The sequence below is a fragment of the Ruegeria sp. HKCCA5763 genome, assembly GCF_013034545.1.
In the GTDB taxonomy this organism is placed as follows: domain Bacteria; phylum Pseudomonadota; class Alphaproteobacteria; order Rhodobacterales; family Rhodobacteraceae; genus Ruegeria.
This window is the reverse complement of record NZ_WQGF01000008.1, coordinates 51,347-74,444: the sequence shown is the minus strand read 5'-3', so window position 1 is coordinate 74,444 and position 23,098 is coordinate 51,347. Positions and strand designations below refer to the sequence as shown.

The 23,098-nt window shown below is 57.2% G+C and carries 23 protein-coding genes; 7 read left to right on the top strand and 16 right to left on the bottom strand.

What is annotated here, in order from left to right:
* Positions 1 to 197: 197 nt before the first annotated feature.
* The 4 genes from GOV89_RS14425 to GOV89_RS14410 all read left to right on the top strand — a co-directional run bounded on the left by GOV89_RS14425 (position 198) and on the right by GOV89_RS14410 (position 3,957).
* Positions 198 to 917: a LuxR family transcriptional regulator gene (locus GOV89_RS14425; RefSeq protein WP_171238489.1), complete on the top strand. Its 720-nt coding sequence runs from the start codon at positions 198 to 200 to the stop codon at positions 915 to 917.
* 83 nt (positions 918 to 1,000) lie between these two features.
* Entirely contained in the window at positions 1,001 to 1,639 is a 639-nt protein-coding gene (locus tag GOV89_RS14420) for an acyl-homoserine-lactone synthase (RefSeq protein WP_171179179.1), read from the top strand.
* A 60-nt stretch (positions 1,640 to 1,699) separates the two neighbouring features.
* A complete protein-coding gene (locus tag GOV89_RS14415) occupies positions 1,700 to 3,232 on the top strand; it encodes an ATP-dependent RecD-like DNA helicase (RefSeq protein ID WP_171179181.1) in 1,533 nt (510 codons plus the stop codon).
* Positions 3,229 to 3,957: an SDR family oxidoreductase gene (locus GOV89_RS14410; protein WP_171238488.1), complete on the top strand. Its 729-nt coding sequence runs from the start codon at positions 3,229 to 3,231 to the stop codon at positions 3,955 to 3,957. Before GOV89_RS14415 ends, GOV89_RS14410 begins: the two co-directional genes overlap by 4 nt.
* Positions 3,958 to 3,960: 3 nt before the next feature.
* On the opposite strand, the gene GOV89_RS14405 is transcribed toward GOV89_RS14410, so the two are convergent.
* The 13 genes from GOV89_RS14405 to trpS all read right to left on the bottom strand — a co-directional run bounded on the left by GOV89_RS14405 (position 3,961) and on the right by trpS (position 15,515).
* Complete coding sequence (locus GOV89_RS14405; RefSeq protein WP_171179185.1) at positions 3,961 to 4,728, bottom strand: TIGR02186 family protein; 768 nt, start codon at positions 4,726 to 4,728, stop codon at positions 3,961 to 3,963.
* Between the two features lie 2 nt (positions 4,729 to 4,730).
* On the bottom strand, positions 4,731 to 5,651 hold the full coding sequence (locus GOV89_RS14400) for a sulfite exporter TauE/SafE family protein (RefSeq protein ID WP_171179188.1): 921 nt from the start codon (positions 5,649 to 5,651) through the stop codon (positions 4,731 to 4,733).
* A gap of 315 nt (positions 5,652 to 5,966) precedes the next feature.
* Complete coding sequence (locus tag GOV89_RS14395; protein ID WP_171179190.1) at positions 5,967 to 6,935, bottom strand: ABC transporter permease; 969 nt, start codon at positions 6,933 to 6,935, stop codon at positions 5,967 to 5,969.
* A complete protein-coding gene (locus tag GOV89_RS14390) occupies positions 6,935 to 8,029 on the bottom strand; it encodes an ABC transporter permease (protein WP_171179192.1) in 1,095 nt (364 codons plus the stop codon). The genes GOV89_RS14395 and GOV89_RS14390 overlap by 1 nt, the downstream gene beginning before the upstream one ends.
* 1 nt (position 8,030) lies before the next feature.
* The gene (locus GOV89_RS14385) at positions 8,031 to 9,560 is read right to left on the bottom strand and encodes an ABC transporter ATP-binding protein (protein WP_171179194.1); all 1,530 of its coding nucleotides are present in this window, start codon (positions 9,558 to 9,560) and stop codon (positions 8,031 to 8,033) included.
* Positions 9,561 to 9,647: 87 nt separating this feature from the next.
* Entirely contained in the window at positions 9,648 to 10,646 is a 999-nt protein-coding gene (locus tag GOV89_RS14380; RefSeq protein ID WP_171234928.1) for a BMP family protein, read from the bottom strand.
* A 158-nt stretch (positions 10,647 to 10,804) separates the two neighbouring features.
* Positions 10,805 to 11,218 (bottom strand): GNAT family N-acetyltransferase, encoded by a 414-nt coding sequence (locus GOV89_RS14375; RefSeq protein ID WP_171179198.1) that lies wholly within the window; start codon positions 11,216 to 11,218, stop codon positions 10,805 to 10,807.
* Positions 11,215 to 11,805 (bottom strand): tRNA (adenosine(37)-N6)-threonylcarbamoyltransferase complex dimerization subunit type 1 TsaB, encoded by a 591-nt coding sequence (gene tsaB / locus GOV89_RS14370; RefSeq protein WP_171238487.1) that lies wholly within the window; start codon positions 11,803 to 11,805, stop codon positions 11,215 to 11,217. Before tsaB ends, GOV89_RS14375 begins: the two co-directional genes overlap by 4 nt.
* Positions 11,795 to 12,358, bottom strand: a complete 564-nt coding sequence (locus tag GOV89_RS14365; protein WP_171179202.1) for a NifU family protein — start codon at positions 12,356 to 12,358, stop codon at positions 11,795 to 11,797. The genes tsaB and GOV89_RS14365 overlap by 11 nt, the downstream gene beginning before the upstream one ends.
* A 69-nt stretch (positions 12,359 to 12,427) precedes the next feature.
* Positions 12,428 to 13,021 (bottom strand): 2-hydroxychromene-2-carboxylate isomerase, encoded by a 594-nt coding sequence (locus tag GOV89_RS14360; RefSeq protein ID WP_171179204.1) that lies wholly within the window; start codon positions 13,019 to 13,021, stop codon positions 12,428 to 12,430.
* Positions 13,022 to 13,030: 9 nt separating this feature from the next.
* On the bottom strand, positions 13,031 to 13,486 hold the full coding sequence (locus GOV89_RS14355; RefSeq protein WP_171179206.1) for a universal stress protein: 456 nt from the start codon (positions 13,484 to 13,486) through the stop codon (positions 13,031 to 13,033).
* Between the two features lie 77 nt (positions 13,487 to 13,563).
* Complete coding sequence (locus tag GOV89_RS14350; protein WP_171179208.1) at positions 13,564 to 14,427, bottom strand: branched-chain amino acid aminotransferase; 864 nt, start codon at positions 14,425 to 14,427, stop codon at positions 13,564 to 13,566.
* 59 nt (positions 14,428 to 14,486) lie between these two features.
* On the bottom strand, positions 14,487 to 15,515 hold the full coding sequence (trpS, locus tag GOV89_RS14345; protein ID WP_171179210.1) for a tryptophan--tRNA ligase: 1,029 nt from the start codon (positions 15,513 to 15,515) through the stop codon (positions 14,487 to 14,489).
* An 86-nt stretch (positions 15,516 to 15,601) separates the two neighbouring features.
* Between trpS and GOV89_RS14340 the strand changes: the two genes are divergently transcribed.
* Positions 15,602 to 16,288 (top strand): rhomboid family intramembrane serine protease, encoded by a 687-nt coding sequence (locus GOV89_RS14340; protein WP_171093608.1) that lies wholly within the window; start codon positions 15,602 to 15,604, stop codon positions 16,286 to 16,288.
* Here GOV89_RS14340 and murJ read toward each other — a convergent pair whose 3' ends face one another.
* From murJ to GOV89_RS14325, 3 genes are read right to left on the bottom strand one after another with little or no spacing between them, the layout of a single operon-like run.
* A complete protein-coding gene (gene murJ, locus GOV89_RS14335) occupies positions 16,289 to 17,830 on the bottom strand; it encodes a murein biosynthesis integral membrane protein MurJ (protein WP_171238486.1) in 1,542 nt (513 codons plus the stop codon).
* The gene (locus GOV89_RS14330; protein ID WP_171238485.1) at positions 17,827 to 20,646 is read right to left on the bottom strand and encodes a [protein-PII] uridylyltransferase; all 2,820 of its coding nucleotides are present in this window, start codon (positions 20,644 to 20,646) and stop codon (positions 17,827 to 17,829) included. The genes murJ and GOV89_RS14330 overlap by 4 nt, the downstream gene beginning before the upstream one ends.
* Positions 20,606 to 21,778, bottom strand: coding sequence for a penicillin-binding protein activator (locus tag GOV89_RS14325; protein WP_171238484.1), 1,173 nt, complete (start codon positions 21,776 to 21,778; stop codon positions 20,606 to 20,608). The genes GOV89_RS14330 and GOV89_RS14325 overlap by 41 nt, the downstream gene beginning before the upstream one ends.
* A gap of 88 nt (positions 21,779 to 21,866) precedes the next feature.
* Between GOV89_RS14325 and rsmI the strand changes: the two genes are divergently transcribed.
* Both rsmI and GOV89_RS14315 read left to right on the top strand, forming a co-directional pair.
* Entirely contained in the window at positions 21,867 to 22,721 is an 855-nt protein-coding gene (rsmI, locus tag GOV89_RS14320) for a 16S rRNA (cytidine(1402)-2'-O)-methyltransferase (RefSeq protein ID WP_171179218.1), read from the top strand.
* Positions 22,722 to 22,725: 4 nt separating this feature from the next.
* Positions 22,726 to 23,097, top strand: coding sequence for a YraN family protein (locus GOV89_RS14315; RefSeq protein ID WP_171179221.1), 372 nt, complete (start codon positions 22,726 to 22,728; stop codon positions 23,095 to 23,097).
* The last annotated feature ends 1 nt before the right edge of the window (position 23,098 follow it).

Here is a 23,098-nt window from a genome sequence, read left to right as displayed (position 1 = left end):
GTTGTGTTAACGCTTCGTTAACTGTTTCAGAGAGACCCTAATGGCGCAGAATGAGTGGATATTGGACGTATTGTCGGACCTCAATGCTTTCGCCGTTGCGAACGGGTTGAGCGCGCTTGCCGAGCAGCTGGATGACACAAGGCTGATCGCGGCGGCCGAGATCGCGTCCCTGAAGAACGAGGCACGAGCGCCCGCGGATGGGAACAGAAGTCGAATTGGGTCAAATCCTTCAGGATTTGGAAAACACCAACACGCTTGAAGAGCTCAGCAATGTTGCAGAGCAATTACGTGGTATTCTTCAGGTCGAACATCTGACCTATCACTGGGTCGATGGTGCTGGCGATCAGTACGGTTACACCACATATTCAGATGCTTGGGACGAACGCTATCGGGACAAGAATTACCATCGTATTGATCCGGTTATTCTTGGGTGTTTCCAAAGATTTCATCCGGTTGACTGGAAATCTCTGGACTGGTCGAGCAGGATTGCAAAGTCCTTTCTTGAAGATGCCAGAAACCACGGTGTTGGCAATCAGGGCTATTCCATTCCGATCCGGGGCCCGAACGGGCAGTTTGCCCTATTCACAGCAAACCACAGTTGCGATGATCGGACCTGGCAGCGCTTTATTTCCACCTTCGGGCGAGACTTGATCCTTGTTGCGCATTTTATCAATCGCAAAGCGCTTGAGTTCGAAGAGGACAGGCAGCCGGATTCCAAGCGTAATCTGTCTCCACGGGAAATTGACGCGATCACCCTTTTGGCTTTGGGATACAGCAGGGCTCAAGTGGCGCATTCTCTGTCGATATCAGAGCATACGCTGCGGGTTTATATCGAAAGCGCCCGATCCAAGTTGGGCGCTCATAACACAACTCATGCAATCGCAACCGCACTTAGCCGAGGCTTAATAGTGGTTTAAGGCCAGCGCGCACCCCACACGTAATATTAACCACAACTCTGTACCCCTTTCGTTCCTGCACAGGACGACAAGGGGAACAAGTCATGTTGCGTTATTTATATGCCGATGAGTTGCACAGATTTCCAACTCTGGCAGAGGGGATGTTCAAGGATCGAGCGGATCAGTTCAAAACCCGGCTGGGGTGGGATGTCCACGTCAACGAACAAGGTGAAGAGCGGGATGAGTATGATGCGCTCAACCCGCTCTATGTCATCTGGGAAGAGCCGGACGGCCGTCATGGCGGGTCGATGCGGGTGTTGCCGACAACGGGTCGGGTGATGATCAACGAGGTGTTTGGGCATCTTAACGGTGGCAAACCCATTTGCAGCCCGCTGATCTGGGAAGTTACACGGTTTTGCCTGTCACGCGACGCAGGCCCGCATACGGCTGGGGCCATTATGCTGAGCGGGGGTGAAATGATGGAGGGTTTTGGCCTGACACACATCGCCGGTGTGTTTGATGCGCGTATGATCCGTATCTATCGCCTGATCGGCTCATCGCCCGAGGTTCTGGGCACCCAGGGCAGCGGGCGGGATCAGATCTCGGTCGGGTTGTGGCCTTACTCTGCAGATGACTGCAACCGCGTGGCGGAGCGCGCGGGCATCCCACGCGAACTGTCACGCCTTTGGTTCAACACGGCTTTTGGGCCCAAAAAGCAGCACCGATTTGCACTGTCCGCCTGAGCGGCTGAAATCGCCATTCCGCATCTGGTGATGGTCGGCGCGGCCCTGTAGGGTCGCGCCATGTCTTTGCAAAATGTAACCTTCTCGGATGATCAGGCCGCCGCATTTGACAGCATCGCCGAGATGCTGCGATCAGCAGGTGTCGATCTTGAAGATGATGCCCTTGTTAAGCTGCCGGGGGCAGGAAAATCCGGTGTAATGGCCGTGATCGGCAAGGCTGGTTCGGGTAAAACCCTGCTGTTGGCTGAACTTTATAAAGCGCTGGCAGAGACCGGAGTGCAGATCGTGTCCGGCGACTATGAAAGTCGCAAGTCAAGGGACAAGCGCAGCTTGGCCATCCTGGCCCCCACCAACAAGGCCGCAAGCGTTCTGCGCCTGCGTGGTGTGCCTGCCACGACAATTCACCGCATTCTCTACACGCCGGTGTACGACCCGGAATACGAGCGCATCGCTGAATGGCTGGCGGGCAACGATGAACGCCCCGAGATTGAAGGACTGACAGAAGAAGCCCTGGATCGGGCTGCGGCGTTTTACGAAAACAACAAGTCCATGCCCGGGGCATTGGCCGCAGCCGGTTTGAGGGGATCAGATTTCATCACTGGGTGGAAGCGACGCGACGAACCTTTGGACATCGGATTTGTCGACGAAGCGTCGATGCTGGATGATCGTCAATTCGAGGATCTGAAAGAGATTTTTCCAACCCTTCTGTTATTCGGTGATCCGGCGCAGCTGGCACCGGTGAACCAGTCGGGCAGCATGGTTTTTGAAGCCTTGCCCGAGCCCCGGAAGCTGACGCTTCAACGGGTTCACAGGCAGGATGCGGACAACCCGATTCTCGATCTGGCCCATGCTCTGGCAGACCCCGAAATGGGGTTTGAGGACTTCGAGCGTTTGGTCGAAGAGACAGCCCGCCGTGACGACAGGGTGGTCTGGGGCCAGCGGGTCGAGGTCGACCTGATGGCGCGCAGCCCGGTTTTGGTTTGGCGCAACGCAACACGCATTCGACTTATTCAGGCGTTCAGGAACGTCCATGGCGCACCAGAGACCGAGCTGTTGGAGGGGGAACCGCTAATTTGCGACGGGATCGAACTGCCTTTGAAACATCGCAAGAAACGGTTGGATCTTGAGGCGCGCGGGCTGATCAAGGGGGCTCAGGTTGTTTATCTGGGGCCGGGGCGAAAACCGGGGTTTTCGCGATTGCACGTTATGGGGGCCGAAGACCCTCAGGTCAGCGCTGCGTCGATTGTACAAATCGAAAAACCGAACGAGGAAGAGCCATTCATTCCTTTTGCCGCGCGTATGGGCGCAACGTTCCTGCACGGTGCGGCGGTTACGATCCACAAGGCGCAGGGCTCGCAATGGGATACGGTTCAAGTTTTTGCGCCTGACATCTACGCTGCGGCCCGAATGGGTCGGACCGAGGCCGGACAACCCTTGTGGAAACGTTTGGCCTATGTGGCGATCACTCGGGCGCAAGAGCGGTTGATTTGGGTGGTTCGCAACCGTTTATCAAAGCCAACATACCCGCTGCGGGTGGATGACTTGCGGGCTGTACCTGCGGCGTCGCTGACATTGGAGGCGGAAGAGACATGACATCCATAATCGTGACAGGCGCAAGCTCTGGCATTGGTCTGGCCACCGCCGAATTGTTTCTGGCCCAAGGGTGGACGGTTGGCATGCTGGCACGCAGTGCGGACAAGTTGAATGCCCTGGCACAGAAACATGCCAACGCAGTTTCGTTGCCTGCTGATGTCACCGATCCTGAAGCTGTGAAGACCGTGTTCCGCAAGTTCGCGAACAAGGTTGGGCGTCTGGACGTCTTGTTCAACAACGCAGGAATCTTTGCTCCGGGTGGCACGATTGACGAGATCGCGCTTGAAGATTGGTACCAAAGCGTCAACGTCAACCTGAACGGTATGTTCCTGTGCGCACGCGAAGCCTTTGGCATCATGCGGCATCAGGACCCTCAGGGTGGACGGATCATCAATAACGGCTCCATTGCCGCCCATGTTCCGCGTCCGAACTCTGTGCACTATTCAGCGACAAAACACGCAATTACCGGACTGACCCGCAGCCTGTCTCTGGACGGGCGGTCCTTTGGAATTGCCTGTGGCCAGATCGACATTGGGAACGCCCGCACACAGATGGTTCAGGGTCTTGTCGACGCCGCGCAGGCGGCAGGGGACACGCCTGACCCGACTATGGCTGTTGAGGACGCAGCACGGTCCGTTCTGCATATGGCAACCTTGCCGCCCGAGGCGAACGTTCAGTTCATGACCGTCATGGCCACGACCATGCCTTACATCGGCAGGGGATGAAGGTTACTTTTCGCGCAGCAAACGGAAAGCCGTCGATGCACCCCAGCCTGCCGCAATCGCAATAACCAGCGACATCAAGCCATACCAGACAGGTTGCTGGCGCGACATGTTGTACAGAAACCGTTCCAGGCCGACTTTGCGGACATTAATGGTTGTTTCGTAGTGCGAAACTACCTCTCCACCGCGCGTCAGGAAGATACGGGCGACATAGTCCCCCTCTGTCAGGTCTGCAGGCATGTCGATTGACGTGCGGAACAGAGTTTGTTCGTCTACAGCCACCGTGTCTTCGCGGATGGAATACAGCTTTTCTTCCTCGCGGATGCGAACCACTGCATCTGCAAAATCCTGCGCTCCGCGGATATGCATTGCGGCACCAACAGAGCGGATCGCACGCTCGATCGATACACGATAGCGCAGGTCATCGGTGTCGCTCAGAATCTCGTTTAATGGTCCGCTGGTTGCGACAGCGTAGAAACTGGGCGCAAGATCGACGAGGACGCTGTCGGTGTTCACCCAAATCCCCAGCTTTCGATCCTTACGGCGCACGGTGACAGGTTCGGATGGGCCGGCGACAGCAACGATGACCTCGACCGATGGGCCGGACGGAATCGGGGTTTCCCGTTTGATGGCCCCGAAAATGAGAATCTCGGAGCCGTCAAAGGTCGCCGTGATTGCAACGCGATCCTGGCTAAGACCCAGGACAACTTGTTCTTCCGCTGCGGACACCGGCAGGCAGAACAGACAAAATGCGGCAATAAGTGAACGCAGCATCTTCAGTGTCCTCCACCTGTTCCGAGCGAATAAAGCTCGGCAGGCTCCAGAAGCAGATCAAGCGCCAGCTTGCCGCAAACTGCCAGAACCAAAGCTGCCAGCAAAACGCGCAATTGTTCCGCTGGCATGCGCGCGCCAATAACAGTACCGATCTGCGCGCCGATCACACCTCCAACAAGCAGCAGTACTGCCAGAACGACGTCGACAGTGTAGTTGGTTGTGGCGTGAAGCATCGTGGTAAAGGCTGTCACGAAGATGATTTGAAACAGCGATGTGCCAACAACAACCTTTGTTGGCATACCCAGCAGATAAATCATGGCGGGCACCATGATAAAGCCACCGCCAACACCCATGATTGCAGACAAAATGCCGACGAAAAGCCCAACTAGAACGGGTGGAATGACCGAAATATAAAGGCCTGATGTGCGAAACCGCATCTTGAAGGGCAGGGCGTGGATCCAGCCCCGCTGACGGCGTTTGGCGGGGGCGGCCCCACCCATTTTGGCCTTGCGCAGGGCCCTTAGACTTTCCACGAACATCAGGCTACCGATGACGCCAAGGAAAACCACGTAACACAGCTTAACCAGCAGATCGACCTGACCCAGACTCTTGAGATAGTTGAAAACAACCACACCCAAAGCAGCGCCTATAAGACCTCCGATCAGCAACACAGTTCCCATCCTGAGGTCCACGGTTTTTCGTCGGAAATGCGCCAGTACACCGGAAAAGGACGATGCCACAATCTGATTGGCTTCGGTCGCAACAGCGACAGCTGGCGGAATGCCAATGAAGAACAGCAGCGGCGTCATAAGAAAGCCCCCACCGACCCCGAACATTCCGGACAAGACGCCAACCATTCCGCCCAAACCAAGCAGGAGGAATGCGTTCACCGATACTTCGGCTATGGGCAGGTAGATGTACATATTACCGTCACTTTGTATTTTGCGTTTCCGCGCTGCCGCATGCGGCCAAATGATAAGCCATTGATGCAGTCTGTTGCATGTAGATCATTGTCACATGCCTCCAGGCTCGATGAGCCAAAAGAAGTCTTCTGGATGCAAGGTTAGATCAATTCCGATCCTGCCGGCACCGCCCAACATAAATGAAGGGCTGACAGAATCTTTGGTTATGGACAGGTAGACTTGCATACCCCCTTAGAGCGGGTGCGGCATGCAAAATCAACTCTGCATGCCGCTCTGCAGCGAACAGGACCCAGAATTGTTCCTGAACTGGACTTATCAGCGTTCCTTTACATAGGGTTCGCCACCTGCACGCGGGGGCACAGCTTTGCCAACGAATCCAGCCAGAATCACAACTGTCAGGATATAGGGCAGGGCATCCATGACCTGCACCGGGATCACGATCCCGCCCAGATCGATGTTCTGGAACCGCAGTGCGATGGCTTGCAAAAGGCCAAACAACAGGCAAGCCCACATGGCGTGCCAAGGGCGCCATTTCGCAAAGATGAGCGCCGCCAGCGCGATGAACCCGCGACCGGCGGTCATTTCTTTGACGAACCCAGCTTGCAAGGCAGTGGCCAGATAGGCACCCGCGATACCGCACAAGACGCCGCAGATGGCCACCGCCGCGAAACGCAGGCCAACCACGGACACGCCTGCTGTATCCACCGCTGCCGGGTTTTCGCCCACTGCCCGCAAGCGTAGGCCGAACCGTGTGCGATAAAGGACCCACCACGTCGCTGGAACCATCAGAAATGCCACATAGACCAGAATCGAATGACCCGAGAGCAATTCGGAATAAACCGGACCAACAATCGGTACACTGCTGAGCGATTCTGCAAACGGGAAATTGATGGGCTCGAACCGTCCTCCGCCAAAAAGGGACGGTGTACGCCCACCTTGCTGAAACCAGCTTTGGGCGATTAAAACGGTCAGCCCAGAGGCGAGAAAGTTGATGGCCACACCCGAGATGAGCTGATTGCCTCGGAAGGTGATCGACGCCAACCCGTGCAGCCCGGACAGTAACAACGAGGATGCGATACCAGCAAGCAAACCCAGCCAGACAGATCCCGTGACGGCTGCTATAGCTGCGGAAAAGAACGCCGCCATCAACATTTTGCCTTCGAGGCCAATGTCAAAAATACCTGCACGTTCCGAAAAAAGACCAGCCAGACACGCAAGAAGCAGGGGCGTGGACAGGCGGATCGTCGAATCCAGTACCTGGATGAGGGTAACGAAGAATTCCATCACTCAGCCCTCTTCCGCATGCCAAGGAAAAGTTTCTCAAGCGGCATGCGTACCATGTTGTCCAGCGCACCGGTGAACAAAATGACCAAGGCTTGAATAACCACGATCAGTTCACGCGGGATTTGTGTCCAAAGCGCCAGCTCCGCGCCGCCCTGATAAAGAAACCCGAACAACAGCGCCGCCAGGAAAACCCCAAATGGGTGTGACCGGCCCATCAGCGCGACGGCGATACCGATAAAACCAGCGCCTTCGGTTGGGTTCAGCACCAGACGTTCAGCCTCACCCATGACGTTGTTGATGGCCATCATGCCTGCCAATCCACCCGAAATCAGCATCGCAATGATAGTGATCCGCACAGGCGAAATGCCGGCGTAAACAGCACCCGTTTCAGAATGACCATAGGCTCGAATCTCATAGCCCAGCCGTGTCCGCCAGATCAGTGCCCAGACTACAAAACAGGCCAGAACTGCCACAAAGAACGAGATGTTGGCAGGCGCCCCCCGGAACACAACATTGTCTGCTGTCGAGAACATCGACTGGAAGCTCGGCAAGTGCGTGGCTTCGGGGAAGCGCGCCGTTGCAGGGTCCTGTGACCCGGCCGGTTTCATGACATTCACCAGCATATAGTTCAGGACGGCGGCAGCGATGAAGTTGAACATGATCGTGGTGATCACGATATGGCTGCCACGCTTGGCTTGCAGATAGGCCGGTATTGCAGCCCAGGCAGCACCAAATAGGGCCGAAGCGGCGCAGGCAGCGAGCAAAGCAATGCTCCAGTGCGGCCACGGAATCGTAAGACAAATGATTGCGACACCAAGCCCGCCCAGCATGGCCTGACCCTCACCGCCGATATTGAACAGCCGGGCGTGAAAGGCGACGGCTACCGCAAGGCCGGTGAACATGAAGTTGGTCGCGTAATAGAGCGTGTAGCCCCAACCATAGGTCGACCCCAGCGCACCAGTTACCATTAGCTTCACAGCGTCAATCGGGTTCTCGCCGATGGCCAGAATCACAAGCGCCGACAGGATCGCGGCCAGAAGCAAACTGATCAGTGGGATCAGGATCACATCGGCCCATTTGGGCATTTTTTCCATGTTACGCGGCCTCCCCCGCAACACCGGCCATCAACAGGCCCAGTTCTTTTTCATCTGTTTCGTGAGGCAGGCGTTCGCCCATGATGTGACCATCAAACATCACCGCAATCCGGTCGGATAGCGAAAATATCTCTTCCAGTTCGACCGAAACCAGCAGGATTGCCTTGCCCTGATCGCGCAGCGCAACGATCTGCTTGTGAATGAACTCGATCGCGCCGATATCTACGCCGCGCGTTGGTTGTCCGACCAGCAGAAGGTCTGGGTTCCGCTCAATCTCGCGCGCGACGACAATTTTTTGTTGGTTGCCGCCTGAAAAACTTTTGGCAGCCAGCCATGCGTCGGGCGGCCGGACATCGAATTTCTCGATCTTGGCCTCGGTATCGGCACGCAGGGCGGCATTGTCCATAAAGATACCGCGTTTATAAGCAGGGTCGCGGTGATAGCCGAAGGCGACGTTCTCCCACGCGTGGAAGTCCATAATCAAACCTTCACGCTGCCGGTCTTCCGGCACGTGCGCGATATGCTGGGCGCGGCGGGCCTGACCGTCCGAACCTGCGCCACTCAGCGCCAGAGGCTGACCGTTCAGTCTGATCGTGCCCTGACCCGGGCGCATACCGCCCAGAACTTCAAGCAACTCTGATTGACCGTTGCCAGCCACCCCGGCGATGCCGACGATTTCACCAGCGCGCACTGTGAGGTCGATCCCCTTGACCCTTTCCACACCAGCCGAGTCGAAAACGCTCAGCTTTTCAATTTCCAGGATGGGTTTGCCGGGTTTCGCAGGGACCTTGTCGACCTGCAACAGAACCTTGCGGCCTACCATCAGCTCGGCCAGCTCTTCAGGGCTGGTTTCGGACGTTTTGACAGTCGCAGTCATCTGCCCGCGTCGCATAACCGACACGGTGTCAGTGTTTTCCATGATCTCGCGCAGTTTATGCGTGATCACGATGATCGTTTTCCCCTCGGCCCGCAGGCGGTCGAGAATGCGGAACAACTGATCTGCTTCAGCCGGAGTCAGCACGCCGGTTGGTTCGTCCAAAATCAGTATCTCGGCCTTGCGATACAGTGCTTTCAGGATCTCGACACGCTGTTGCATGCCCACGCCAATTTCATCGATGCGCTTGTCAGGATCAACGAACAGCTCGTATTCTTCTTCCAGCTCTTTCAGCTCTTTACGGGCTTTGGCCAAAGACGGGGCCAGCAACCCGCCATCTTCGGCACCCAGAACGATGTTCTCCAGAACGGTGAAGTTTTCCACCAGCTTGAAATGCTGGAACACCATCCCGATGCCCGAGGCGATGGCTGCCTGGCTGTCCGGGATATCAGTCTTGGTACCGTTGATCCAAATCTCACCTTTGTCGGCTTTGTAGAAGCCGAAAAGGATGCTCATCAACGTGGATTTGCCCGCACCGTTTTCTCCGATGATTCCATGGATCGTACCGGGGGCGACGCTGATGGAAATGTCTTTATTGGCCTGAACCGGCCCAAAGGCTTTGGAAATCCCTTTGAGCTCAATGGCGGGGACGGTCATGTCTTGTCCTCAATTGCCGAAGGGGCCGCACAGACGGCGCGGCAGAGTGGGAAGCGAGGCGGAGGAGACCCCCGCCCCGCATGTGTCTTAGAACTGCAGCGCGGGGCAGCTGTCGTTCTCGTAATAGCTGACAACGCTGATATCGCCGTTGATGATGCCTTTACGGGCTTCATCCACAGCGTCGCTCATACGAACCGAAACAAGCTCTTTGTTGTTTTCGTCCATAGCCACGCCAACACCGTCTTCGGCCAGACCCATGACGAACACACCAGTTTCGACCTTGTCGCCTGCTTTCATCGCTTCATAAACAGCAACGTCCACACGTTTCAGCATCGAGGTCAGAACTTTTCCGGGATGCAGGTGGTTCTGGTTGCTGTCCACGCCAATCGACAGAATGCCTTCGTCGGCTGCGGTCTGCAGAACGCCAACACCGGTTCCGCCCGCCGCGGCATAAATCACGTCAGCGCCTTGGCTGATTTGTGCTTTGGTCAGCTCGGACCCTTTTACCGGGTCGTTCCATGCAGCTGGGGTTGTTCCTGTCATGTTGGCAATGACGTTGATCTCGGGGTTAACGGCTTTGGCGCCCTGTGCATAGCCACACCCAAAGTGTCGGATAAGTGGAACATCCATACCACCGATGAAGCCAACCGTGCCGGACTCAGACGCCATGGCCGCCATCATTCCAACAAGGTACGAGCCCTCGTGTTCGGCAAAGCCGACCTGACGAAGGTTCGGTGCGTCCAGCCAGGTTACATCAACAACAACAAATTTGGTGTCAGGATAGTCAGGTGCGACCGTGCTGAGAGGGTCTGCCATGGCAAATCCCATGGTGATGATCGGGTTCGCGCCTGCTTCGGCAAAGCGGCGGAGGGCCTGCTCGCGCTGAGCTTCCGATTGCAATTCGATTTCGCGGTACTTGCCGCCGGTTTCGTTTGCCCAACGCTGTGCGCCGTTATGTGCCGCTTCGTTGAACGATTTGTCGAACTTGCCGCCCAGATCAAAGATCAGCGCCGGTTCGGCCAGAGCGGCACCCGCAGTCAGTGCAACCGCAGCGGCAGCACCCATCAAGGATTTCATCAGGGTCATTTCGGTCTCCCAGTTTTTATGTTGGCACAGGATTAGATTAGTCCCGTTTACCCACGTTTAGCGAGCATAACTGTTGTGATGGCGGGTATTAAGAGGGTTTGCAACCGTCGTGGTCAATTGATTCCTGACCAAATGGTCCAAAAAATGTCCCCTTGCCCTCAGGGCAGGCGGCATTCCATCACCAGAGCGTCGGCTTTTAGGCCCGTTTCGCGCGAATAATAGTTCGGTCGCATCCCGCAACGATGGTAACCACAACGTTTGTATAGCGCGATTGCAGGCTCATTATCCGCAGCCACATCCAGAAAGGCCCGGCTTGCATGCAACGCGGCGGCCCGTTTGTGCCAGTTGCGCATTGTTTGCAGTGCTAGGCCCTGTCGTTGCACCGTGGGGTGAGTCGCAATTGTCAGCAGTTCGGCCTCGCCCGCGATAACTTGATACAAGGCAAAACAGCGAGCGTCTCCAACATAGTGGGTAAAGGCGTTCTCCAGCAGGCTTTCAAATTCACTGGCGGACCAAGGGCGCGACTGCGTGAACGCAGCAACATGAGTCGATGCCATCTCGTCCGGCGTCATTCGTCCAACAAGACCGGTGACACATCACGCGAGGGCGCTGCGTCCGCAGGTCTGACGTATAGTGGCGCAGGTGGTTCGCTGACATCGTGCCACCGTTCAGCGGTCAGGCGGGCAATGGCCTGGACCTGTTTCTCTGGGTCCTGGCAGGAAAACAAAGGCCCAAGCGCCTCGGCCTCGCTCTTTGGCATCAGGCTTGGTTTGCTGCCGGGGACTTGAACATAAACCTGATCGCGCGGCGCAGCGATACAGGGGAGTTGGTTTGCATCGCTCAGTTTCGTCAAAGCATCAAACCCTGAAACGCCGACGACCGGAGCATCAAGACCCAGGGCAAGCCCACGCGCGGCAGAGACCGAGATTCGAATGCCGGTGAAATTGCCGGGGCCGATCCCTACACCGATGGCGTCAAGATCGGACCATGTGCACCCAGCCTGGGCAAGTAGCTCTTCAAGCAAAGGCATTAGGCGTTCGGCTTGCCCGCGTGACATTGCTTCGGCCCGAGAGGCAACGATTTCACCGCCACGCAGCAAAGCGGCCGCGCAATGCGCGGCCGATGTATCAAATGCCAGAATCGTCAGGTCAGACGGCAACAGGACGGACCTCGGTCACTTCGGGGATGTAGTGACGCAGCAGGTTTTCGATACCCATCTTCAACGTCAGCGTCGAAGACGGGCAGCCTGCGCAGGCACCTTGCATGTGCAGGTAAACGATACCGCGATCAAAGCCGTGGAAAGTAATGTCACCACCGTCCTGAGCCACTGCCGGACGCACGCGGCTGTCCAGCAGGTCTTTGATCTGATTGACGATTTCAGCGTCTTCGCCAGTGTGTTCTGCATGACCAGATGCAGCAGTCGCATCCGCGCCCATCACAGGTTGGCCCGATTGGTAATGTTCCATCACCGCACCCAGAATGGCGGGTTTGATGTGATCCCATTGAATGTCGTCAGACTTGGTTACAGTAACAAAATCGTTACCGAAGAACACACCCGTTACGCCGTTGACGGCAAAGATGCGTTTGGCCAAAGGGGATTTCTCGCCCGCTTCCGCTGTTGGGAAGTCCGCAGTTCCAGCCTCAAGCACCGTTTGGCCGGGCAGAAATTTCAACGTGGCCGGGTTTGGGGTGGATTCGGTCTGGATGAACATGAGGCAGCTCCGTCTGATGTGCCTCTGATATGCGCGCAGGGGCGCGGGAAGTCAAGATTTGGAACGGTTCTAAATTGAGGCCGCATGATCCAAAGCCGCGTCCAGACGATCGTCGCCCCAGTACAACTCGTCTCCGACTAAAAAACTGGGTGCTCCGAACAGGTCAAGCTCTTTGGCGCGGGTGGATTGCGCAAAAAGGGCCGCCTTGACGTCGGGGTCCTGCGCACGACTCAGTATGGCAGATGGCAGGTCGGCCGTTTTCAGACAATCCTTCAGTATGTTTGGGTCCGAGATATTGCGGCCGGCCCCAAATTCGGCAGTATAGACCGCCTTGACAAATTCAGCCCTCTTCGCGTGATCCTCAATGGCAAGCGTCAGGCGCGCTGCAGCGAGAGAATTCTGCGGAAAGGGATCGGGTTGCACTAACGGCAATTGCCGTGCAGCACAGAGGCGTTCCATGTCGCGCCACATATAACGCCCCTTTGCCGGGTAGAGGTTGAAAGGAGAGGTCCGCCAGCCCTGATCGGCAAAAATCGGGCCCAGCAGAAAAGGGTGCCATTCAATCGAAACGCCCTTGGCTTGCGCCGCGGTTTCGATCCGCATTGCGCTGAGATAGGAATAGGTTGAGGCGAATTCGAACCAGAACTGTATCGTTTTCGCCATCTCTGAACCTCAGGTGATCTCTTCCAGTTTTTCTTTGCTCAGATCGCCTGGGACAATAGTGATCGGAAGCGGCATGCTGCCCGAATTCTTCGTCAACTGTGTCACCAGCGGACCGGGGCCCTTCTTGTCGGTGCCTGCGCCAAGCACAAGCACGCCGATTTCGGGGTCTGATTGGACATGTTCAATGATTTCCGACACCGGATCGCCTTCGCGAATGGCCAACTCAGGTTCGATGTTTTGTTTGTCACGCATCCATTTTGCGAAGACCTCGAAATGTGCATGGATACGTTCGCGCGCTTCCTCACGCATGGTTTCGGCAACACCGATCCAGTGATTGAATTCGTCCGGTGGGATCACCGACAGGATCGTCACTCCGCCGCCGGTATGTGCAGCCCGCATTGCGGCGAATCGCATCGCATTCAAGCATTCGCTGCTGTCATCCAGAACAACTAGAAACTTACGCATGGGTGTCCTCTTCAAGTTTCAGGGATCATGCCCCAGAGGTTGCGCGCTGGCAACTTGGAGACGTCCGCAACGCTGAGCTAGCGTTGGCTTGCAGCCCAATCCCAGTAAAGTCCACGAGCGCGACGGGCAATAGGGCCAACCTGAAATTGTGTATCGTCCAGAGCGGTAACCGGCGTGACCTTATTCATATTGCCGGACATGAACACTTCGTCCGCCTCGTGAAAATCCTCAAAGCTCAGAACAGTCTCGTGAACCGTCACACCATCCTCGCGCAGATTCTTGATGTGCCGCGCCCGCGTGATCCCCGCCAGAAATGTGCCATTCGGGGCGGGCGTAAACACTTCGCCATCTCTGACCATGAATATGTTGGCCGTAGCGGTTTCGGCCACGTTCCCCATCGCATCAGCAACCAGAGCGTTCGAGAACCCTTTGGATCGTGCCTCATGCAGCATGCGTGCGTTGTTGGGGTACAGGCAACCGGCCTTGGCATTTACGACCGCACTTTCCAGCACAGGACGGCGGAAGCGTGTCGTTGTCAGTGTGACCGAGGCGGTCTCTGGTGCCATTGGTATCTCTTCCAGGCAAATGGCAAAACCGGTGCTGTTTTCCTGAGGGACGATCGCGGTTTGGTCCCCGTCGATCCCCCAGTACATTGGGCGGATATAGACAGCTGTGTCCGGGCCGTAAGCCTGCAATCCTTCGTGTACCAGTTCGACCATCTGTTCGGCTGTGAGGGTCGGGGTCAGCATCAAGGCCTCGGCGGACCGGTTCACCCGTGCGCAATGCGCATGCAAGTCGGGCGCAAGGCCGTCAAAATACCGTGCGCCGTCAAAGACGGACGAACCCAGCCAGGCACCGTGATCGGCTGCGCGCATGATGGGCGCATCGCCCTCGTGCCATTGCCCTTCAAAATAGGTCCGGATGTTCTTGCCGGTTGCCATGACGCCCTCCTGTTATTCAGGCAAACCCTAGGAGCGCGTCAGGCGAAGGTCCAGCCCAATCAGCGCGTTCCTGATCCAACCATACCCACGATTTTGTAGGTCTTTTGCAGGATCGGAGCTGCGATCTCACGCGCGCGTTCGGCCCCACGGGCCAGAATCCGGTCAATCTCGGCCTGATCTGCCATCAAACGAGACATTTCGGTCGAAATCGGCGCCAGTTTCGCCACCGCCAGATCGGCCAGCATCGGTTTGAAGTCACCAAACTGCTTGCCACCTACATCTGCCAGAACCCGTTCCACGCTTTGGTCGTTCAGGGCCGCGTAAATATTGACCAGATTGCGTGCTTCGGGGCGATCCCCCAGCCCGTCAACATCCGACGGCAGCGCGTCCGGGTCGGTCTTGGCCTTGCGGATTTTCTTGGCAATCGCGTCAGCATCGTCGGTCAGGTTGATCCGGCTCATGTCCGACGGATCGGATTTTGACATTTTCTTGGACCCGTCCCGCAAGCTCATGACGCGGGTGGCCGCGCCTTCGATTACCGGCTCGGTAACGGGAAAGAAATCGACGCCAAAGTCGTTGTTGAATTTAATCGCAATATCACGGGTCAACTCAAGGTGCTGTTTCTGATCCTCACCGACCGGCACATGGGTCGCGTGATAGATCAGAATGTCAGCCGCCATCAGCGACGGGTAGGCAAAAAGCCCCAGCGAAGCGTTCTGCTGGTTCTTGCCTGCCTTGTCCTTCCACTGGGTCATCCGTTGCATCCACCCCATCCGGGCAACGCAGTTAAAGATCCAGCCCAGTTGCGCATGTTCGGGCACCTGGCTTTGGTTGAACAGGATCGACTGTTCAGGGTCGATGCCCGCCGCGATAAAACCTGCGCACAGTTCACGGGTGTTGTGGGACAGCGCTGCGGGGTCCTGCCATGTGGTGATCGCGTGCAGATCGACCATGCAATAGATGGTTTCGAAATCTGCACCCTGCATATCCACAAAGCGCTTCATTGCGCCCAGATAGTTGCCCAGGGTCAGCCCGCCCGAAGGCTGGATGCCGGAAAACACGCGCGGCGTGAACTGGGTCTCGGTCATCGAAGGGAACTCCCGTCTGGAAAAATCAGCCCCCGTCGCTTACCCATGAGGCACAGGGACGTCAACAGCCGCGAAAGGCCCGCCCAATGAGCAGTGAGCATTACACACCCGCCGTGAACCCTTTGCCGCCCGTTGTTGTGGCGCTGGTTCTGTTCATCATCGGCATTGAACTCGCTTTTACGCTGGGATCGCGCGGTTTGGTCGGAGGGCCAACAGCGGTCGGCTGGCGGCTGGACGCGATACAACACTATGCGTTTTCGGCGGATATCTTCGACTGGATGGTGCTGAACGGGCGCTGGCCGTTTGAACATGTGATCCGGTTCGTGACCTATCCGTTTGTCTCGGCCAATTTCACGCAGGCGGTGTTTGTTTGCGTCTTCGTTCTGGCCATGGGCAAGATGGTCGGTGAAGTGTTTGGCGGCTTCCCCATGCTGTTGATCTTTGTCGTCTCAGGGATCGGGGGCGCGTTGGCTTATGCCGTTCTGTTGGATCCCCGCTATCCCCTGATCGGAGGGTTTCCTCCGGTTTACGGCCTGATCGGCGCATTTACCTGGTTGTTGTGGCGCAAACTATCCTTGGTTGGCGCAAATCAGGCGCGGGCTTTTCAACTCATTGCCGTCCTGATGGGCATTCAATTCCTGTTTGGTCTGATCTTCGGCGGCAACTGGGAGTGGGTCGCCGATCTGGGCGGGTTTGCCACCGGTTTCGGAGTATCTTTCCTTGTCGCACCCGGCGCCTGGGATCGTATCGTTGGGCGCATACGCCGCGACTGATCAGGATCGACGCAGGGCGCGTTTGAACTCGGACAGTTTGAATGCGCCCAAGAGGTGGCCCAGACTGAAATAAGAGGCCGCCGCGACACAAATCAGGACAAGCAGCGCCAGATAGCGCCAACCGGGAACGCCCAGCGTCCACCCAAACGCCTGAAGCGCCATGTACAAAACCGCGCCCATTCCGATAGAGGCAAGCACGATCCGGCCCGCGCGCTGTTTGAACCGGTCATCGAACCGGGCTTCGTCTCCCATGTTGCGCGCCCCGATGGCCAACAAAACGACCATGGCCCAACCCGCTGTGGAGGCGGCAATGGCGGGTGCGATCCAGCCCACAAACGGGAAGAGGCCAAACGCCAAAGCCGCATTCACGATCATTGCCACAACAGCATAGTGAAACGGAGAACGCGTATTCTCGCGCGCGAAATACAGAGGCTGCAACAGTTTTTGCAGCATGAATGCAGGTAGTCCGATGCCATAGATGGCAACGGCCAACGCTGTGGCTGTGGTATCCTCGGTGGTGAATTGCCCCCGCTCGAATAGGACTGAGACCAGCGGGTTCGGGATGACCAGAAACGCCACCGTCGAAGGCAGGGTCAGCAGCAGCATGAACTCTCCGGCACGGGAAAACGCGTTGCGCGCGCCTTCTTTGTCTTCGGCGCGCAGACGGCGCGACAGGTCGGGCAGCAGAACAATACCGATCGCGATACCGACCACGCCGAGTGGCAGTTGATAAAGCCGATCTGCCGCAAACAACCAGCTCACGGCCTTTTCTGTTTTCGACGCCACCAATTGCCCTACAACCAGATTGACCTGCGTGACCCCCATCGCCAGAGCTGCGGGGACCGCGATGCGGACCATACGGCGCATCTCGGGCGTCAGTTTAGGCAGACCGGGCCGGATACGAATGCCGGCACGTTCGGTTGCGACCCAAACCAGCGCCAATTGAGCGACGCCCGCAACCGGAATCACTGAGATCAGCCACCGAATTACCTCGCCGCCTGATAGGGCTCCGGCGATCAGCGCCGTGCAGGCAAAGATGTTCAACAAAACTGGTGCGGCAGCTGCGGCCGCGAACCGCCCCGTTGCGTTCAGGACGCCAGAAAAGAGCGCGGCCAGAGACATGAACAGGATGTAAGGAAAGACAACATACCCATAATCCACCGCCAAATCGAACCGTTCGTCGCCATAGAAACCTTCGGCTGTCAGCCAAACCAGACCGGGCATGAAAATCAGCGCAAGTCCGACCAGTGCCAGAACGGCAAGCGCCAAAAGATTGAACGCATCCTGCGCAAAGCCCTGCGGATTCTCGTCCGCTTCCAGCCGCTTCGAGAACATGGGCACAAAGGCCGCGTTAAAGGCACCTTCGGCAAAAAAGCGGCGGAACATGTTCGGCAGGCGGAAGGCTGCAACAAACGCGTCCATAACCGGCCCAGGGCCAATGAGGGCGGTCAGCAGAATTTCCCGCAAAAACCCCAGTATGCGGCTGGCGAGTGTCCAGAAGCCAACTGTGAAAAAGCCCGAAATCAACCGGATTTGCTTCATGAGGCCGCACGCTCAGCGCCTTCGGTGATCGCCTTGCGCAGCTTCGCCTCCAGCCCGCGTTGCTTGCTCTCCGAATGGTATTTCAGTCCGAACATGTCCTTGACATAAAAGGCGTCAACCACCTGTTCTCCATACGTCGCGATCACGGCGTTTGCGATATAGACATTCGCCGCCGCCAGCGTCCGGGTCAGGTCATACAGCAAGCCGGGGCGGTCGCGCGTATCAACTTCGATGATCGTGTAGATTTCGGACCCATCATTGTCGAAAGTGATATGGGTCGGCACGTTAAAAGCCCGTTCACGTTTCTTGATCTTGTCGCGTGATTTCAGGGCTTCCTTGGCAACCACTTCCCCGCGCAGCGTCTTGTGGATCATCTGTGTCAGACGGGGCAGGCGCGCGGCTTCGAAGGGGCGTCCTTCGGCGTCCTGAATCCAGAACGCGTCTGTGACGTATCCGTCCTTGGTTGTGTAACTGCGGGCATCCACGACGTTTGCGCCGACAAGAGCCAGAGCCCCGGCAATACGTGCAAAGATGCCAGGGTGATCGCCCATCGCAAAACAGGCTCGCGTTGCGTCACGATCTTCGTCTGGTTCAAGCCTGATTTCCATCGCGCCCGGATCGCCGCCGTGTTCCAGTGCGCGCAGCATCTCAGCGAATTCGACATGCGTCGCCAAGTTGAGACCCTGCCAATAGGGATCATAGTGGCGCGCTGTTTCCGTTTTTAGGTCCGCCTTGGTCCATCCCGCCAGTTCCGCACGTAGGGCTTTCTTTGCCTCAGCCCCGCGATTGGCGCGGTTGAGATCTTCCATACCGGTTTCCAGCGCGCGCTTGGTTTCCGCATGAAGGGCGCGTAGCAATGTGGCTTTCCAATTGTTCCAAGTGTTGGGGCCCACGCCGCGGATGTCGCAAACGGTGAGAACCGTCAGCAGGTCCAGCCGTTTGACCGTCTGAACAGCCTTGGCAAAGTCCCGAACGGTTCGTGGGTCTGAAATGTCGCGTTTTTGCGCCATGTCTGACATCAGCAGGTGATACCGCACCAGCCACTCAACGGTTTCGGATTCCGATTTGCTCAGCCCCAGCCGCGGGGCCACCTTGCGTGCGATCTGCGCGCCCAGAATCGAGTGATCCTCGGGGCGACCTTTGGCGATGTCATGCAACAGCAACGCGACGTACAACACCTTTCGGTTGACACCACGTTTAAGGATCGAAGAGGCAAGAGGCAGGGATTCCACCAGTTCTTCGCGTTCGATCTGGGCCAGATTGACGATGCACTGGATGGTATGCTCGTCCACCGTATAACTGTGATACATGTTGAACTGCATCATCGCTATGATGTGTTCGAACTCGGGCAAGAAGGCTGATAGGACGCCCAGTTCGTTCATCCGGCGCAAGGCACGTTCCGGGTTGCCATGTTTCAGCATCAGATCCAGAAAAATGCGTTTGGCTTCTTTGTCGTTGCGCATTTCATCGTCGATCAGATGCAGGTTGGCGCTAACCAGCCGCATCGCGTCGGGATGGATCAACATGCCGGTGCGCAGCCCTTCTTCGAACAGACGCAGTAGGTTTACCTTGTCCAGCAGGAATGTTTCCGGGTCCGCCACGTCCAGACGTCCGTGGATCACTTTGTACCCGGCCTTTACTCTTGGGCTTCTGCGGAAAATACGCTCAAGCAACGGTGCGCTTTTCATGTGGAGCGCTTCGAGCTTGGTCAGGAAAATCCGAGTCAGTTCGCCCACACGGGTGGCCTCGCGGAAATAGCGCTGCATGAACACCTCGACTGCGCGGCGACCGGCGCGGTCTTCATAGCCCATGCGTGCGGCCACCTCGACCTGCATGTCGAAAGTCAGCTGTTCGGTGGCGCGGCCCGTCACCAAATGCAGATGAGACCGGACGGCCCACAGGAACTCTTCGGCCTGAACAAAGGTCTCAAACTCTTCTGGGGTGAACAGACCTAATGGAACCAATTCGGCCACGTCCTGCACGCCATAGACATATTTTGCGATCCAATAGAGCGATTGAAGGTCACGCAAACCGCCTTTGCCTTCTTTCACATTCGGTTCGACCATGTAGCGCTCACCTTGTTTCAGGTGCCGCTCGTCCCGTTCCTTCAGCTTGGCTTCGATGAATTCACGTTCGGTCCCTTTGAACAACTCGTTTTTCAGGCGTTGATCCAAATCGTCCGCCAGCGCCTTGTCGCCTGCCAGATAGCGTTGTTCCAACATGGCGGTGCGGATCGTGAAATCCTCGGAGCCCAGCCGCAAGCAGTCTTTGATCGTACGCGACGAATGCCCGACCTTTAGCCGCAGGTCCCACAAAATGTATAGCATCGATTCAATGACGCTTTCGGCCCAGGCTGTGATTTTATAGGGGGTCAGGAACAGCAGGTCGACATCCGACGATGGCGCCATTTCCCCACGCCCGTAACCGCCGACCGCCAGAACCGCGATCTTTTCACCTTGGGTGGGTGTCGCAAGCGGATGCAGGCGTGTGCTGGACACCTGCATTGCCGTTCCGACCAACTGATCCGTCAGATAGGTGTAGGACCGTGTCAGTGCGCGGGCCTCGAAAGGCTGTTTGCCAAAGGCTTCGGCAATCGCCGCGCGCCCGGCTTTTTGCGCATCGCGCAGGATACGCACCGTTTCGGCCCGTACTTTGCTGTTGTCTGTGCATGATTCAAACGCCAGCGCCAGCGCGTCGTTGACGTTGGCACTGTCGAAGATGTCTTCGGCGGGGCAGATTAATGAGCTCTTAGGCAAAGGGCTGACGCCCGGCTGATCAGAAGCCGGCGCCAGAGAAGCTTTGTGGGGCAGGGTCAATAACAACCACCTGTTTGTTCTGGATCGTGGCGACCGCCAGGCCGCGTTCGTTGGTGCCGTTCGGACGCAGACGGAAGATGCCGCCGACGCCCTGGAAGCCGGCGTTCTGAGTCAGGGCCGCAGTGGTCAGAGCGTCGGATTTGCCTTGGCTGACCAGAGCCCCGATGGCAGCAATACCATCATAGGCCAAACCGCTGATCGGGTGGGGCGCTTCGCCATATGTCGCGTTGTAACGTTGGCGATATGCCTGTGCCTTGGACGGATCGGGCAGCGCAAACCAGCCGCCTTGTACACCCGGCAGTTCCAATGTTTGCGGAGGAATATCCCAGCGTGTCAGACCGATGAATTGCGTCGTGGCCTGAGAAACTCCGGCCTCGGGCAACAATTGCGAGAACAATGGCAGGGCACCCGCCGTCGTAGCAGTTAGGAAAATCGAATCGGCTCCGGTCGAATCAACTGTTGCTTTGATTGTGGGCACCGAGTTGATAACGCCCTGCTGCGAGCGGTCGTAGCCAACAGTGCCGGCGTTGTTGACCGGGCTGCTGGCCAGCGCGTTGGCAATCGCAGCTTGGCCCAATTGGCCTGCGGCGTCGTTGCTGTGCACGATCACCGTGTTGACCTTGCCCTGACTGCCCGCAAAGCTCGCCAGCCGGTTGGCCGTATTGTCGAATGTTGGGCCCAGGACAAAGACGTTGCCGCCTGCGATGCTGGTGTTGTTCGAAAACGAAAGAACGTTGACGTTGTTACTCAACACCGCCAACCCGGCGGCATTTGCGGCCTGCGCATAGACCGGGCCGATAATGATCTTGGCACCATCCGCAACGGCTTGCTGGGCCACGGCCGTTGCCGTGTTCGGGTTTCCGGCAGTGTCGTAAACGCGCAGGTCAATTGTCACATTGGGCAGATCAGACATTGCCAGACGCGCGGCATTTTCCAGACTTTGCGCCAATGCCGCATCGCCTGACTGGCCAGACCCGCTGGGGACAAGCAGGGCCACCGGAACCGGAGCAGAAGTATTGATCGAAGGTCCACCCCCAAGGCCGCCGGGTTCACAGGCGGCCAGAAACGCCGCGGTTGTCAGGGCAGCGGCGGCTTTCGCCAACTTGCTAACGGGCTTGCAAACGGTGAACATCTAAATGAAAACTCCCTGATCCGACGGCTATGAATGCTTCTGTTCTGTCGAGCCGCGATAATAAACGTCACGCTGTGAGGGTCCAGCTTTGAATTTCCAAAAGATCAGATTGACTGCGGGCCTGTATTTTGTTGCCACTCCGATCGGAACCGCGCGCGACATTACGCTCAGGGCCTTGGATGTTCTGGCATCTGCCGACGTGATCGCAGCGGAGGACACCCGAAGCCTGCGCCGATTGATGGAAATCCACGGCATCCCGCTCGAGGGGCGCCGGATTCAAGCCTATCACGACCACAGCGGTGCAGGCGCGCGCGGCAAAATCATGGAGGCGCTGGCTCAAGGGCAATCGGTTGCCTATGCGTCCGAGGCCGGAATGCCGCTTATTGCGGATCCGGGTTATGATCTGGGCAAGCAGGCGGCTGAGGCCGGGCACACGGTGACCTGCGCCCCCGGCGCGTCGGCTGCCTTGACAGCGCTGACATTGGCGGGTCTTCCGACAGATGCCTTCTTTTTTACAGGATTTCTGCCCAATGCAGCCGGCGCACGCCGCGCCCGGATTGAGGCATTGAAGGACATTCCGGGCACGCTTGTGATTTATGAGTCCCCAAAACGTGTATCCGCCAGCTTGTCAGATCTGGCCTTGGTGCTGGGGGCAGACCGTCAGGCGGCGTTGTGCCGCGAATTGACCAAAAAATTCGAAGAGATTCGCCGAGCAACCCTGGCCGATTTGGCCGAGGAGTACCAAGGCAAGTCAGTCAAAGGTGAAATCGTTGTGCTTGTGGATCGTAGCCATTCGCAAAGCGTTAATGAATCTGACGTAGAAGAGGCTTTGAAGCGAGCGTTGGAAAGCCACTCGGTTCGGGATGCGGCAGATCTTGTTTCAAAAATGTATGACCTGCCGCGCCGACCGATTTACCAGAAAGCTCTGAAACTGGGAAAATGATGACATGGGTCGGCGGACAAATCAGGGCTCTGTTTCCTACCACGCCGGGCAGGCGGCAGAGCTTCGGGTTGCTGAGGATTATGAGCGCCGCGGCTTGACCATTCTGCATAGACGCTGGCGCGGCCCGGGCGGTGAAATCGATCTGATCGCGCGCAACGGGGCTGGGCTTGTGTTCATCGAAGTCAAGAAAAGCAGTAGTTTTGAAAAGGCGGCGGCCCGGATCAGCGCCAGACAGATTGATCGAATCTACGCTTCGGCTGCTCAGTTTCTAGAAAAAGAACCAAACGGGCAACTCACCGAAGCGCGCTTTGACGCGGCTCTGGTGGATGGGTCTGGCGCAGTTCAAATCATCGAAAACGCCTTTGGTCACGCCTAAG